Origin of the sequence: Streptomyces sp. 4N509B (genome assembly GCF_052245655.1) — a bacterium.
Classification (GTDB): Bacteria; Actinomycetota; Actinomycetes; order Streptomycetales; family Streptomycetaceae; genus Streptomyces.
The window spans coordinates 61,555-75,361 of sequence record NZ_JBQQBZ010000004.1; the positions used below are offsets into that span (position 1 = coordinate 61,555).

The 13,807-nt window shown below is 73.7% G+C and carries 11 protein-coding genes and 1 tRNA gene; 8 read left to right on the forward strand and 4 right to left on the reverse strand.

Annotated features, from left to right (window positions below; translation table 11 throughout):
* The first annotated feature begins 122 nt into the window (after positions 1–122).
* The 3 genes from ACTWP5_RS06300 to ACTWP5_RS06310 all read left to right on the forward strand — a co-directional run bounded on the left by ACTWP5_RS06300 (position 123) and on the right by ACTWP5_RS06310 (position 2,802).
* Complete coding sequence (locus tag ACTWP5_RS06300) at positions 123–713, forward strand: TerD family protein (protein ID WP_443219738.1); 591 nt, start codon at positions 123–125, stop codon at positions 711–713.
* A gap of 100 nt (positions 714–813) precedes the next feature.
* Positions 814–1,950 (forward strand): DUF475 domain-containing protein, encoded by a 1,137-nt coding sequence (locus ACTWP5_RS06305; RefSeq protein ID WP_443219739.1) that lies wholly within the window; start codon positions 814–816, stop codon positions 1,948–1,950.
* A 105-nt stretch (positions 1,951–2,055) separates the two neighbouring features.
* Positions 2,056–2,802: a Tellurium resistance gene (locus ACTWP5_RS06310; RefSeq protein WP_443219740.1), complete on the forward strand. Its 747-nt coding sequence runs from the start codon at positions 2,056–2,058 to the stop codon at positions 2,800–2,802.
* 105 nt (positions 2,803–2,907) lie between these two features.
* Here the strand turns inward: ACTWP5_RS06310 and ACTWP5_RS06315 are convergent, their stop codons facing one another.
* Positions 2,908–3,645, reverse strand: coding sequence for a TerD family protein (locus ACTWP5_RS06315; protein ID WP_443219741.1), 738 nt, complete (start codon positions 3,643–3,645; stop codon positions 2,908–2,910).
* Positions 3,646–3,747: 102 nt separating this feature from the next.
* Here ACTWP5_RS06315 and ACTWP5_RS06320 point away from each other — a divergent pair, with 102 nt between their 5' ends.
* Genes ACTWP5_RS06320 through ACTWP5_RS06330 form a run of 3 tightly spaced genes read left to right on the forward strand, consistent with a single transcriptional unit; the run spans position 3,748 to position 8,584 of the window.
* Complete coding sequence (locus ACTWP5_RS06320; RefSeq protein ID WP_443219742.1) at positions 3,748–4,941, forward strand: HpcH/HpaI aldolase/citrate lyase family protein; 1,194 nt, start codon at positions 3,748–3,750, stop codon at positions 4,939–4,941.
* On the forward strand, positions 4,938–7,565 hold the full coding sequence (locus ACTWP5_RS06325; RefSeq protein ID WP_443219743.1) for a phosphoribosyltransferase: 2,628 nt from the start codon (positions 4,938–4,940) through the stop codon (positions 7,563–7,565). The genes ACTWP5_RS06320 and ACTWP5_RS06325 overlap by 4 nt, the downstream gene beginning before the upstream one ends.
* Positions 7,562–8,584, forward strand: coding sequence for an HAD family hydrolase (locus ACTWP5_RS06330; protein ID WP_443219744.1), 1,023 nt, complete (start codon positions 7,562–7,564; stop codon positions 8,582–8,584). The genes ACTWP5_RS06325 and ACTWP5_RS06330 overlap by 4 nt, the downstream gene beginning before the upstream one ends.
* Positions 8,585–9,281: 697 nt before the next feature.
* Here ACTWP5_RS06330 and ACTWP5_RS06335 read toward each other — a convergent pair.
* A complete protein-coding gene (locus ACTWP5_RS06335; RefSeq protein WP_443219745.1) occupies positions 9,282–9,509 on the reverse strand; it encodes an FmdB family zinc ribbon protein in 228 nt (75 codons plus the stop codon).
* A 39-nt stretch (positions 9,510–9,548) separates the two neighbouring features.
* Positions 9,549–10,889: a hypothetical protein gene (locus ACTWP5_RS06340; RefSeq protein WP_443219746.1), complete on the reverse strand. Its 1,341-nt coding sequence runs from the start codon at positions 10,887–10,889 to the stop codon at positions 9,549–9,551.
* A gap of 130 nt (positions 10,890–11,019) precedes the next feature.
* On the opposite strand from ACTWP5_RS06340, the gene ACTWP5_RS06345 reads away from it, so the two are divergent.
* A tRNA-Val gene (locus ACTWP5_RS06345) sits at positions 11,020–11,091 on the forward strand.
* A 145-nt stretch (positions 11,092–11,236) separates the two neighbouring features.
* Here the strand turns inward: ACTWP5_RS06345 and ACTWP5_RS06350 are convergent.
* A complete protein-coding gene (locus ACTWP5_RS06350) occupies positions 11,237–12,289 on the reverse strand; it encodes a LacI family DNA-binding transcriptional regulator (RefSeq protein WP_443219747.1) in 1,053 nt (350 codons plus the stop codon).
* A gap of 175 nt (positions 12,290–12,464) precedes the next feature.
* Between ACTWP5_RS06350 and ACTWP5_RS06355 the strand changes: the two genes are divergently transcribed.
* Positions 12,465–13,760: an extracellular solute-binding protein gene (locus ACTWP5_RS06355; protein ID WP_443219748.1), complete on the forward strand. Its 1,296-nt coding sequence runs from the start codon at positions 12,465–12,467 to the stop codon at positions 13,758–13,760.
* Positions 13,761–13,807: the final 47 nt, after the last annotated feature.

The window sequence follows — 13,807 nt, forward strand, 5'->3', positions numbered from 1 at the left end:
GCGGGGGAAGCGGGGGAGAACGGGACGTCCCGTGTTCGTTCCACCTGGAGACCCCATCGGCCGTGATCGCATCGGTTTCTGACCGGGGCGCGTGAGCCCCGCAGAGAGGAGTGGAGGCCCCAGTGGCAGGAGGAGTCAGCCTCACCAAGGGTGGCAACGTCTCGCTGACGAAGGAAGCCCCGAACCTGACCGCGGTGACCGTGGGACTGGGCTGGCAGGCCCGCAGTACCACGGGTGCTGACTTCGACCTGGACGCCAGCGCCCTCATGGTCGGCGCGAACGGCAAGGTCCTCAGCGACCAGCACTTCGTCTTCTTCAACAACCTCAAGAGCCCCGACGGCACCGTCGAGCACCTGGGCGACGAGCTGGTCGGCGGCACCGCGGGTGCCGAGGGCGACGAGGAGGAGCTCAGGGTCGACCTCGCGGCAATGGCGCCGGAGGTTCAGAAGGTCGTCTTCCCCGTCTCGATCTACGACGCCGACGTCCGCCACCAGAACTTCGGCCAGGTCACCGACGCGTACATCCGCATCGTCAACCAGGCCGACGGCCGGGAGCTCGCCCGGTACGACCTGACCGAGGACGCCTCCACGGAGACCGCGATGGTCTTCGGCGAGCTCTACCGGTACGGCGGCGAGTGGAAGTTCCGCGCCATCGGCCAGGGGTACGCCTCGGGCCTGCGCGGCATCGCCCTCGACTACGGGGTCAACGTCTGACCGAAAAGTTGAATCAACCGATATGTCCGACCGCATAACCACCGCGGCCACCCGCCCGCGCCGGCGGTGTCGCGGGAGCTAGGGAAAGCTGGAAACTCTCGTGGTACTGAGAACATTTGGCTGGTCGTTCGCCGTCACCTTGGCCGGCCTCGTCACCGCCTTCATCCTGTGGGGCTGGGAGGGCTTCGCCGTGGTGGCGATCCTCTCCATCCTGGAGATCTCCCTCTCCTTCGACAACGCGGTGGTCAACGCCGGCGTGCTGAAGAAGATGAACGCCTTCTGGCAGAAGATCTTCCTCACCATCGGCATCCTGATCGCGGTCTTCGGCATGCGGCTGGTCTTCCCCGTGGTCATCGTCGCCATCAGCGCCAGAGTCGGGCCCATCGAGGCGGTCGAGCTCGCCCTCGACGACCCCGACCAGTACGAGCAGCTCGTGACCGACGCCCACCCGTCGATCGCCGCCTTCGGTGGCATGTTCCTGCTGATGATCTTCCTGAACTTCTTCTTCGAGGAGCGGGAGACCACCTGGCTGGGGCCGCTGGAGCGCCCGGCCGCGAAGGTGGGCAAGATCGACGCCGCCGCCGTGGGCCTGGCCCTGGCCGCCCTGCTGCTGACCGCCAGCTTCATCGCCACCGAGGCGTACCAGCACGGCGGCCACCACGTCGACAAGGCCGACACCGTGTTGCTCTCCGGCGTGGCCGGTGTCCTGACCTACCTCATCGTCGGCGGACTCTCGGGATTCTTCGAGAACAAGCTGGAGGAGGGCGAGGAGGCCGAGGCGGAGGCCGAGGAGGCGGCCCGCCGTGCGGGCAAGCAGCCCTCGGCGGTCGGCGTCGCGGGCAAGGCGGCGTTCTTCCTCTTCCTCTACCTGGAGGTCCTCGACGCGTCGTTCTCCTTCGACGGCGTCATCGGCGCCTTCGCCGTCACCAACCACATCTTCTGGATGGCGCTGGGCCTCGGCATCGGCGCGATGTACGTCCGGTCGCTCACGGTCTACCTGGTGCGGCAGGGCACCCTCGACGAGTACCGGTACCTGGAGCACGGCGCGCACTACGCCATCGGCATCCTCGCGATCATCCTGCTGATCAGCATCCGCTGGCACGTCAACGAGGTCATCACGGGCCTCAGCGGCGTCGCGCTGATCGGTCTGTCGTTCTGGGCCTCGGTGCGGGCCAACCGCGCCGACCGGGCGGCGGAGGAGTCGCCGGACAAACCGGCGGTGCCCTCCGGGGTGTGAGCCGGGCGACGATCCGGGAATGTTCTCGTCATGGGGCGGCCAGCTGCTGGCCGCCCCATGACGATGTGGCGTGGTTCCTGTCGGGGCACGAGGAGGGAGAGAACGATGGTGTCCCTGTGGAGTTACTGGCGGGGCACGGGCGCCTCCGGCCAGCGGTTCGACACGGTCGGCGGGCCCATGAGCTACGCCACCGAGCTCACCCGTCGCAACCCCACCGCCCCCCTCACCAGCGAGGGTGCCGAGACCGGCACGCTCAGGATCGACCTCGCCTGGCGGATGCACAGCTCCGACCTGTACACCGCCCGCCGCCCCAGCCTGTGGCGTCGGCCCATGGACCTCTTCCGGCCCGCCGAGGTCCAGACCCACACCCAGGGCCTGGCCACCGTCGACTTCGACCTCGCCTGCCTGTACGAGCTGAAGGACGGCACCCGAGGCGTCGTCCAGCCGCTCGGCGACCTGCTCGGCGACTTCAACGACCCGCCCTACATCAAGCTCAGCGGCGACGACCGCTTCGGCACCGCCTCGGGCGAGAGCATCTACGTCAACCTCGACCACAAGGACGACATCGCGCGGCTGCTGGTCTTCGTCTACATCTACGACGGGGTCCCGGCCTTCGACCGCGCCGACGTGGTCGTGACGATCGTCGCGAGCGACGGCAAGAACGTCGAGATCGGACTCACCGACCCGGCGCCGCAGGCCCGTTCCTGCGCCGTCGCCCTCGTCGAGCACCACAAGGGCCAGCTCGTCGCGCGTCGCGAGGTGCGGTACGTCTACGGCTTCCAGTCCGAGATCGACCGGCTCTACGGCTGGGGCATGTCCTGGGGGCGCGGCCAGAAGACCGGCCGTAGCTGAGGGCTGTCCCGCATCCCTGGCGGGCTCGCGACGCCCGCCCCGGCACACGCGCCGTCCCGGCGCGCCGCCCGCGCCGGGAGGCCGGGCCGACCCGGCGGACCGGGCTCAGCCGCGGCGGCCCGCGCGGGGCAGGAACTGCGGCCCCTGCGGCGGCAGGACGAAACCGGGGTCGGGCTGCGGATAGCCGTAGGCGCCGTGGCGCCGCGGATCCGGGCCCGTCGGGATCAGGGGGAGCGAGGGGTGCGACGGCGCGGGCACGGGCGCGGGCGCCGCCGTGGGCGGCGTCTCCGCCGGCCCCGGCGAGTCCGCCACGCCGAACTCCGCCGCCAGCTCCGCCAGCCCGCCGCCGAAGCCGCGTCCCGCCACCCGGAACTCCCAGCCGTCGCCCTCCACCCGCACCAGCTCGCCGCAGAGCAACGCCGTCACCTCCGCCGCCGGTGTGAGCTCCACCACGGTCAGCTCCGCCCCGTCCGCCGCGTTCCGCAGTTCGAGCCGCGGCCGGCTCGTCTCCGCGTGGAAGCCGCCCTCCGCCGAGGCCGCCAGCACCAGCCGCGCCACCCCCAGCTCCAGCAGGGACAGCTCCGCCTCGACCGTGTCCATCACCCCGGCCGCGTCCCGCCGCTTCGGGAGCCGGCGCACCAGCCCAGAGGGGTGACGGGGCTGGTTGTAGAAGACGAGGTCGCTCTCCGAGCGGATCCGGTCCGAGGAGCCGAGCAGCAGCGCCGACAGGTCGATGTCCGGCACCGCGCCCGCCCCGCGGGGCGTCCAGCGCAGCACCGCGCGCACCACCGTCACCGACGACGACAGCCGCACCGCCTCCCCTTCCTCCAGCGCACGCGTCATGTAACGAATCCTGCCTTCCGCCACACAGCCGAAACAACGCGGCCCTTACGATTGCCGCGGAAACCGTTGAAGCGGGGCCAAGCGGGGAGATCGGGGAGAACCATGCGGCACTACGGGCATCTGCCCGCCACACGGCGACGCGCGCTCTTCCACCGGGAACCGGCCGCCTTCGACCTGTCCTCGCCGGTCTCCACCCTCGGGACCGCGCTCGGCGCGACCCTCTACGCGCCGGCCACCCGGCCCGAACTCGTCGCCGACATCCGCAAGCTGGTCGCCCGCGGCGTGGTCTCCATGGTGCTGTGCCTGGAGGACGCCATCAGCGACGCCGAGGTGCCCGGCGCGGAGGAGAACCTCCTGCGCCAGCTGCGCGCCCTCCACGAGGAGCACGCCACCGGCACCGGGCCACCGCTCGGGCCGCCGCTGCTGTTCATACGGGTGCGCGAGGCCGCGCAGATCACCACCCTGACCGAGCGGCTCGGGCCCGCCATCGCGCTGCTCGCCGGCTACGTGCTGCCGAAGTTCACCCCCTCCACCGGCCCGGCCTTCCTCGAGGCCCTCACGGCCGCCGAGGTCGTGTGCGGGCGCCGCCTGCTGGCGATGCCCGTGCTGGAGTCGCCTGAGCTGCTGCACCTGGAGAGCCGCACCGAGGCGCTCACCGCCACCGCCCGCCTCCTCGACAAGCACCGCGACCGCGTCCCGGCGATCCGGCTCGGCGTGACCGACTTCTGCTCCGCCTACGGCCTGCGCCGCAGCCCCGAGATGACCGCCTACGACGTGCAGCTCGTCGCCTCCGTCATCGCCGACGTCGTCAACGTCTTCGGCCGCGCCGACCGCACCGGCTACACCATCGCCGGCCCGGTGTGGGAGTACTTCCCGACCCCCGAGCGGATGTTCAAGCCGCAGCTGCGCAGCAGCCCGTTCAGCGGGCGCGGCGCCGAGGCGTTGCGCAACCGCCTGATCCAGCACGACATGGACGGGCTGCTCCAGGAGATCGAGCTCGACCGCGCCAACGGACTGCTCGGCAAGACCTGCATCCACCCCTCGCACGTCGCGCCGGTGCACGCCCTCTCCGTCGTCAGCCACGAGGAGTACTCCGACGCCGCCGACATCCTCAGCACGGGGCCCGGGGGCGGCGGGGTGTTGCGGTCGGCGTACACCAACAAGATGAACGAGGTGAAGCCCCACCGTGCGTGGGCCGAGCGGACCATGCTGCGCGCCGAGGTCTTCGGCGTGGCCAGGGAGGGTGTGGACTTCGTGGACCTGCTGACCGCCGGCCTCGAGGGGCAGGCCGCGTGAGCGCCGCGGTCTGGCCGGGGGAGTGGGTCACCCGCCACCTCGGCGTCGAACTCCACAACGACGACGGGCCCGCCGGCCAGGACGGCCAGGACGGCCACGGCGACGCCCCGGCCGACCCCGCCGCCGCCCCGGGCCCCGTGGACGTCCGCCGGCTGTTGGGCCTGGCCATCCGGCGCAACCCGCGCCGCGCCCACCTGCTGGTCTCCACCGTGCTCGGCAAGCACGTCCCCCAGAGCCCGTCCCGCGTCCACGGCACCGGCGTGGCCCTCGGCCGCCGGGTGCGCGCGGCGCTCGGCGCGGACGCCGCCGCCCGTGCCGTCGTCCTCGGCTACGCCGAGACCGCGACCGGCCTCGGCCACAGCGTCGCCGACGGCGTCGGCTCCGTCCCGTACCTGCACTCCACCCGGCGCCCCGTCCCCGGGGTGACGCCGCTCGGCGGGTTCGAGGAGGAGCACAGCCACCACACCTCCCACCTCCTGCTGCCCGCCGACCCCGCGCTGCTGGCCGGCCCCGGGCCGTTGGTGCTCGTGGACGACGAGCTCTCCACGGGCCGCACCGTCCGCAACACCATCGCCGCGCTCCACCGGCGCTGGCCGCGCGACCGGTACGTGGTCGCCGCGCTCGTCGACACGCGGGGCGACGCGGACCGCAGGGCGCTCGCGAAGTTCGCGGCGGAGCTGGGCGCCGGGGTGGAGGTCATCTCCCTCGCCCGGGGGCGTCTGCGGCTGCCGCCCGACGTGCTGACCCGTGCCGCCGACCTCGTCGCCCGGGTGACCGCGGCCGAGGGAGAGGGCGAGGGCACGGGGGAGGGCGAACGTGGGCCGTTGCAGAAACGGTTCGGCAGCGGTCCCGTCCCCCGGGCCACCCGGGTCGAGCTCGACTGGCCCGAGGGAGTGCCCGACGGCGCCCGCCACGGCTTCACCCCCGCCGACCGCGACCGCCTCGACCAGGCGCTCCCCGCCCTGACCGCCCGGCTGGCCGCCGCCCTCCCCGCCGACGCCCGGCACGTGCTCGTCCTCGGCACCGAGGAGCTGATGTACGCGCCGCTCCGGCTCGCCGCCGGTCTGGAGGCCCGCCACGGCCGCGAGCACCGCGCCGAGGTCCTCTTCTCCACCACCACCCGTTCCCCCGTGCTCGCCGTGGACGAGCCCGGCTACGCCATCCGCACCCGCCTCACCTTCCCCGCCCACGACGCCCCGGCCGACGGGGCGGGCGCCCGCCACGCGTACAACGTGGCGGGCCGGCCCTGGGACGCCGTGCTCGTCGTCACCGACTCCACCGGCGACACCCCCGAGCTCCACGCCCCCGACGGCCTGCTCGCCACCCTGACCGCCCACACCCCCCACCTCCTCCTGGCCGTGATCCCCTCCCACATGCCCTCCTCCGCGCCCTCCCCCGCGCCCTCCTCCCGTCCCGCGCCGGCCGGGCGGCTGCCCGAGCCGCTGCGCGGCCCCGCCTTCTCCTCCTACGCCCCCGACGAGGTCGGCTGGCTGCTGAAGGACCTCTCCGACGTCACCCTCGAACGCCCCACCGAGGAACGCGAGGAGGCCATCCAGCACGGCGGCGCCCACTACGCCGAGATGCTGCCCGTCGAGTACCAGCCGAGCGCCGAGTACCAGCGGCTCTTCCACAGCGCGCTCGACGCCTCGGCCCGTCGCATCGCCCGCGCCGTCGGCACCGTCACCGAGGCGCTGCTCGCCGAGCGGTCCCGCCCCGGCCACACCCCGGTCCTGGTCTCCCTCGCCCGCGCCGGCACCCCCATCGGCATCCTGCTGCGCCGCTGGGCCGCCCGCGCCCACGGCCTCGACCTGCCGCACTACGCCGTCTCGATCGTGCGCGGACGCGGCATCGACGCCACCGCGCTGCGCTGGCTCGCCGCCCACCACGACCCGGCCGACGTCGTCTTCCTCGACGGCTGGACCGGCAAGGGCGCCATCGCCCGAGAGCTCGCCCAGGCCGTGGCCGCCCACGACGGCCCCGGGCGCTTCGACCCGGCGCTCGCCGTCCTGGCCGACCCCGGCCGCTGCGTGACGACCTACGGCACCCGCGAGGACTTCCTCATCCCCTCCGCCTGCCTCAACTCCACCGTCTCCGGACTGGTCTCCCGCACGGTGCTGCGCGCCGACCTCATCGGCCCGAACGACTTCCACGGCGCCAAGCACTACCGCGAGCTCGCCGACGTCGACCTCTCCGCCCACTTCCTCGACGCCGTCAGCGCCCACTTCACCGCCCCGGGCCTGGCCGCCGAGGTCGCCTCCGACACCGAGGCCCTGCTCACGGCCGACGACCGCGAGGCCAGCTGGTCCGGCTGGCGGGCCGTGGAGCGCATCAGCGAGGAGTACGGCATCGGCGACGTGAACCTCGTCAAGCCCGGCGTCGGCGAGACCACCCGCGTGCTGCTGCGCCGCGTCCCCTGGCGCGTCCTGACCCGCCCCGGCGCCGGCGCGGAGCTGGACCACATCCGGCTCCTGGCCGAGCAGCGCGGGGTCCCCGTCGAGGAGGCCGACCTCTCCGGCGACGGGGACGGCCTCCCGTACAGTTGCGTCGGACTGATCCACCCCCGTTACACCAAGGGCGCCACCGGCGCCGACGGAAAGGCGGCGACGGAAGTGACGGCTCAGTGACGACCCCCACGCCCACCCCCACGCCCCGGCGGGGAAGGAGGGTGCTGGTCGCCACCGACCTCGACCGCACCCTCATCTACTCGCCCGCCGCCCTCGCCCTCGAGGTGCCCGACGACCAGGCCCCCCGCCTGCTGTGCGTCGAGGTCTACCAGGCCAGGCCCCAGTCCTTCGTCACCGAGACCGCCGCGGGCCTGCTCGCCGAGCTGGCCGCCTCGCCCGCCGCCCACCTCGTGCCCACCACCACCCGCACCCGGGCCCAGTACCACCGCGTCCGCCTCCCGGGCCCGCCTCCCCGGTACGCCGTGTGCGCCAACGGCGGACACCTGCTCGTGGACGGCGAGAGCGACGCGGACTGGCACGCCGCCGTCCGCCGCCGCCTCGCCGCCGACTGCGCGCCCCTGAAGGACGTCCAACGCCACCTGCGCGGCGCCGCCGACCCCGCCTGGCTGCTGAAGGAACGCGAGGCCGAGGGCCTGTTCGCCTACCTCGTCGTCGACCGCGAGCGGATGCCCGAGACCTTCCCGAAGGAGCTCGCGGACTGGGCCGAGCCGCGCGGCTGGACCGTCTCCCTCCAGGGCCGCAAGCTCTACGCGGTGCCGCGCCCGCTCACCAAGTCCGCCGCCGTCGCGGAGGTCGCCCGGCGCGCCGGCGCCGACGGCGTGCTCGCCGCCGGCGACGCGCTGCTCGACACCGACCTCCTGCTCGCCGCCGACCACGGCTGGCGGCCGGGCCACGGCGAGCTGGCCGACACCGGCTGGAGCGCGCCGCACGTCACGGCGCTCACCGCCCGCGGCGTCGCCTGCGGCGAAGAGATCCTGCGAGCCCTCCTGAGCCGGGTGCGGACGATGACGGCGGGGTCGGCGTCGGCGGCGGTGCGGACGGGGGCGCGGTCGGGGGCTGGGACGGCGGAAGAGACGACTCCGGGGATGACGGTCGCGGGGACGTCGACGCCGGGGACGTCGGAGCCGTCAGCCGGCGAGGCCGGTGCTCCCGCTCCTCCCGGGCCGTCCGCTCGTTGAGCTCCTGCCGCCGCGTCTCGACCGCCTCCTGCTGCGCCTCACCGTCCACGGTGCCGGGGTGGCGCGCCTGCCAGTACGGGTTGGTGTGCGGCAGGCGCCCGCTGACCCGGCCGTACATGCCGAAGACCAACAGCAGCAGCCCGACGGCGAAGCTGAAGATCACGTTCTGCAGGCGGAAGTTCAGGATGTTCGCGTCCCGTTCCAGCAGCGCGAGGTTCACGAAGCCGCTGAGGACGAACGCCAGCCCCAGCACCATGTTCAGCGACGAGGCGACGTTCCCCCCGACCACCATGCCGGCCAGCAGCAGCAGGCCGACGACGATCGACAGCCAGCCGAGCGCGCCGTCGGTGTTCAGCCCCAGCACGGTGTTCTGCCGCGTGGAGAAGAGCCCGATGTTGTCCGTCACGCTGAGGACGCCGAAGACGCAGAGGAACAGGCCCGCGAGGCCCGCGCCGACGCGGTAGACGAGGCTCAGCCTGCGGTCGAGGGGCAGGTGCTCGTTGAGCCGGGCCCGCGCCAGCAGCGCCCGCGGCCCGCTGCGCGGCACCCGCGGTTCGCTCTCCCCGTACCCGTGCCACGGCATGCGTTGGGAGAGGGACATCTCCTACCTCCCTGGGACGACGAACGGAAGACGTACCCCCCGGTACCCGGAGAAGAGGTCTTCACGCCTCCAGCGTCCCGCCGCGGCCCGCGGGCATCAACCGCAGCAGCCGCCCCCGCAGCAGCCACCGCCGCCACCGCCGGCGGGCGCGGGCGCCGGCCCCGAGGCGGCTCCCGCCCGGCCCCCCACGGCCACCGTCGACAGCAGCTTCACGGTGTCGTCGTGGCCGGCCGGGCAGCGCGCCGGCGCGTCGGACTCGGCCATCGGCCGGCTCATCTCGAACTGGCTCCCGCACGCGCGGCAGCGAAACTCATAACGCGGCATGCCCCAAGATTAGAGTGCGCCGGCCCTTGCCGACAGCGCTCAGCGCGGCCCGCCCCGCATCTCCTCCACCACGGCGGCCACCATCCCCCGCACCGCCTCCGTCTCGGTGAGGAAGAGCCAGTAGTCGGGGTGGCGTCCACCGTGTTCGAGGTCGCTCACCGCCCGCTCCAGCCGCGCCACCGCCGCGTCCAACGGCCGCGCGTGCCGCGGGTCGGGAACGTTGCGCCCCGCCATCGCCAGCCGCTGCGCGTCCCGTATGACGAACCGCGTCCGCTCGATCTCCCGGCTCGGGTCGAAGGACACCTCGTTCAGCCGCCGCAGCCGCTCGTCGGCCGCCGACACGGCCTCGTCGGTGCGGCCGAGCACCTCCCGCACCCGCGACAGCTCGGCCTCCGCGTCCGCGAAGCGCTGCTCCGCCAGGGCCGTGCGGGCCTCCCGCAGCCGCGCCTCGGCGTCCCGGACCGCCACCGCGGCCTGCTCGGGCACGCCCTGGAGGTCCTGCCAGCAGGCCGCGCTGAAACGCCGCCGCAGCTCGCTGAGGACCGGATCGACCTTCCCCGCCCGCGTCGTGATCGCCTCGGCCCGCGTCCGCAGACTCGCCAGCCGCCGGGAGATCTCCTCCGCCCGCTTCGGCAGCCGCTCGGCCTCCGCCGTGATCGCCTCCGCGCGCCGCCGCACGTCCTCGGCGCGCCGGATCGTCGGCTTGATGCCGTGCTGCCCCGCGCCCTCGTTCAGCAGCCGCAGCTCGGGGCCGAGCGCCGCCAGCGCCGCCGCGAGATCCTCCGCCCGCAGCCCCGCCGACCGCGCCGCGTCGAGCGCCGCCGTCGCCGAGCGCAGCGCCTGCCGCGCCCGCTCCACGGCCGGCGTCACCTGCGCCAGCTGCGACTCGGCGCGCTCCAGCAGCGGCCCGAGCCCCTGGCCGAACCGCTCCAGCTCCGCCCGCGTCCGCTCCAGCGTCTCCCGCACCCGCGCCAGCTCCTGCCGCGCCCGGCCCGCGACGCCCGCGTTCAGGTCGACGGCGTCCAGGTCGTGGGCGTCGACCGCGGTGATGTACTCGTGGCTCGCCTGGTCCACCCGCTCGCTCAGCGCCTGGAAGGCGACGGCCGCGCCCCTGGCCTGCGCCGAGTCGTCGGCGGCGGTGATCGTCTCGATCGTGATCCGCAGCTCCCGCTGCGCCGTGTCCAGCTCGTAGAAGGCCGCGGCCGCCGCGTCCTTCGCCTCCTGCGCCGCGGCCCGCAGGTCCTCCCCCCGGCCCCGCCCCCACCGCCGTGTGCCCCCCGGCGTGAACGCCCCCGGCGCCAGCGCCACGACGACGGCCAGCAGGGACAACGGCAGCACCACGAGCCCGGCACGGTCCTTCACGGTGCTCACCCCTGTCACCAGTCCCCTCTCGCCCGTCGCGCCCCGTTGCCCCCGGGGCGGTCCGTCACCGTGTTCGCCATTGTCCCATCAGCCCTCTGCGCAGGGCACGAGCCCTGTAGGCTGTGGGCTCGATCCCGGCTCGATCCCAGGGTGCATAGCTCAGCGGTAGAGCGCCGCCCTTACAAGGCGAAGGTCGGTGGTTCGATCCCACCTGTACCCACCGTCCGGGCAGGGGAGATGTGAAGCGGCCCCCCGTCCCGACGGACCGGGGGGCCGCTGTCGTGCACGCCGGAAGCGTCCGGGGAACGGGCACGGAGCCGTCGTGTCGGCGTTGAGCCCCGACGGTGGGGCCGACCGGGCAGGGCCTAGCGGGCGGGCGGCGGGGCGGTCGACTGGCGGACGACCAGGCGGGTCGCGAGCTGGACGTGGTGGGAGTCGGGGGTCTCGCCACGCGCGAGTTGCAGGACGGTACGGGTGGCGACCCGGCCCATGTCCAGCAGCGGTTGGTTGACGGTGGTCAGGGGCGGGTCGGTCCACGGCGCACCGTAGGTGTCGTCGAAGCCGATCACGCTGAGGTCGGTGGGCACGGCCAACCCCTGGGCGCGGGCGCCCTGGAAGACGCCCATGGCGATGAGGTCGCTCCCCGCGAAGACGGCGGTCGGCGGGTCGTCGCGGTCGAGCAGGATCTCGACCATGCGCCGCCCGGCGTCGGCGGTGAAGTCGTCGTGCAGCGTCAGCGCCGGATCGACCGCGACGCCCGCGGTCTCCAACGCCTCGCGGTAGCCGTGCCGTCGCTCGCGGGCCGGGACGGAGCGGTCGGGCCCGCCGGCGTAGGCGATGCGGCGGTGGCCGAGCGCCAGCAGGTGCTCGGTGGCCTGGACACCGCCGGCCCAGTTCGTCGCGCCGACGCTGACGACGTTCTCGTCGAGCGGGTTGCGCGGATCGACGACGACGAGGCCGAGCCCCAGGCGGTCGCAGGCGGCGATCTCCTCCGGGGCGAGTTCGGAGGTCACGACGATCAGCCCGGCCCGCCCGCGGGCGCTGAGCTCCTCGATCCACGCGACGCCGGGCGGGGCCGGGGCCGCGTCCTGGGCCCCGGCGCCCTGCCGCAGCACGCTGGTGACCACCTCGACGCCGAGGTCCCGGGCGCCCGCCAGGACGCCGTCCAGGATGTGGATCGAGTAGGGGTTGAAGAGCTTGTTGAAGACGGCCTGCACCGCCCCGACCCGCGGCGCGGCGTCGCGCGGCCCGGTGGTCGGGGTGTAGCCGACGCCGCGCAGCACCCGCCGCACGTGGGCGCGCGTCTCGGCCGAGACGCCGGGCCGCCCGTTGAGGACCTTGGACACGGTGGCCTTCGACACGCCGGCCGCGCGCGCGACCGCCTCCAGGGTCGCGCGCCCGCTGATCGTTCCCGCCATGGCAGGTCACTGTACAGGCGTGGTCCAGCGAAACTGTTTCGCGCTCTCGGGCTTGATTCCCTTATTGACAGGGGCATCGAGCGCCCCTAGGTTCCCAGCCGTTTAGTAACGACAGAGAAACTTTTTCGTTGGAGCGCTGTCGGCCTCTCCCGTCGGGCGAGAAGGGACTCATGCGATGAAGCTGAGGAAGACCGGAAGAACGCTCGTGGCGCTGGCCGCCGCCCTCTCGGCGGCGGTGCTGAGCGCCTGCGGCTCCGAGCCCGGAGGGGAGCGCGAGGGCGGCGCCACCGCCTGGGCGTTGACCGGCGGCTCGGAGGCGCCGTTCCGCGCCTCGTTCGAGGCCTGGAACGAGGCCCACCCCGACCGGCCGTTCACCGTCGAGTGGTACGCCAACGACGCCTACAAGGAGAAGATCCGCACCGCCGTCGGCTCCGGCAACGCGCCCACCCTCGTCTTCTCCTGGGCCGGCGGCACGCTCACCGACTACGTGGACGGCGGCCACGTCGCCGACATCACCGCCGAGACCCGCGACGTCATGGACCGCGTGCTGCCGTCCGTCGCCGCGAGCGGCGTGATCGACGGCCGGACGTACGCCGTCCCGAACAACCAGAGCCAGCCCGTCATCCTCTACTACAACCAGCAGCTGCTGGACGACGCCGGGGTGGAGCCGCCCACCACCTGGCAGGAGCTGCTCGACGCCGTCGAGGCGCTCAGGGAGACCGGCGTCACCCCCATCGGGCTGGCCGGGCAGAGCGTGTGGCCGGAGCTGATGTACATCCAGTACCTGACCGACCGCATCGGCGGGCCCGAGGTGTTCCAGCGCGTACTGGACGGCGAGCCCGGCGCCTGGTCGGACCCCGCGATCCTGGAGGCCACCACGCGCATCAGGGAACTGGTCGACGCCGGGGCGTTCGGCGACGGCTTCGCGTCCGTCGTCGCCGACGGCGGCGCCGACGTCGCCCTCGTCCACACCGGCAGGGCGGCGATGCTCCTCCAGGGCAGCTGGGTCTACCCGACCTTCGCCCAGGACGCGCCCGACTTCGTCGCGAGCGGCGACCTCGGCTACACCACCTTCCCGCTGGTCGAGGGCGGGGAGGGCGACCCGTCGAACATCGTCGGCAACCCCTCCAACTACTGGTCGGTCTCCGCCAGCGCGCCCGCGGAGTCCCAGGAGACCGCCACCCAGTACCTGGACGGGCAGCTCTTCAACGACGAGCACATCGACGCGCTGCTCGAGAACGGCACCGTGCCGCCCGTCGCGGGCCTGGAGGACCGCATCGCCCAGCAGGACGACGCCGACTACCTGGACTTCGTCTACGGCATGGTGCGCGACGCGGACCACTTCCAGCTCTCCTGGGACCAGGCCCTGCCGCCCGCGCAGGCGCAGGAGCTGCTGACCAACCTCAGCAAGCTGTTCCTCGGCGAGATCACCCCCGAGGACTTCTCCTCGGCCATGGACGCGACGCTGTGACGGAAGGGCTCACCAGGAGCGCGAGCAGCGCGAGCAGCGCGAGCAGC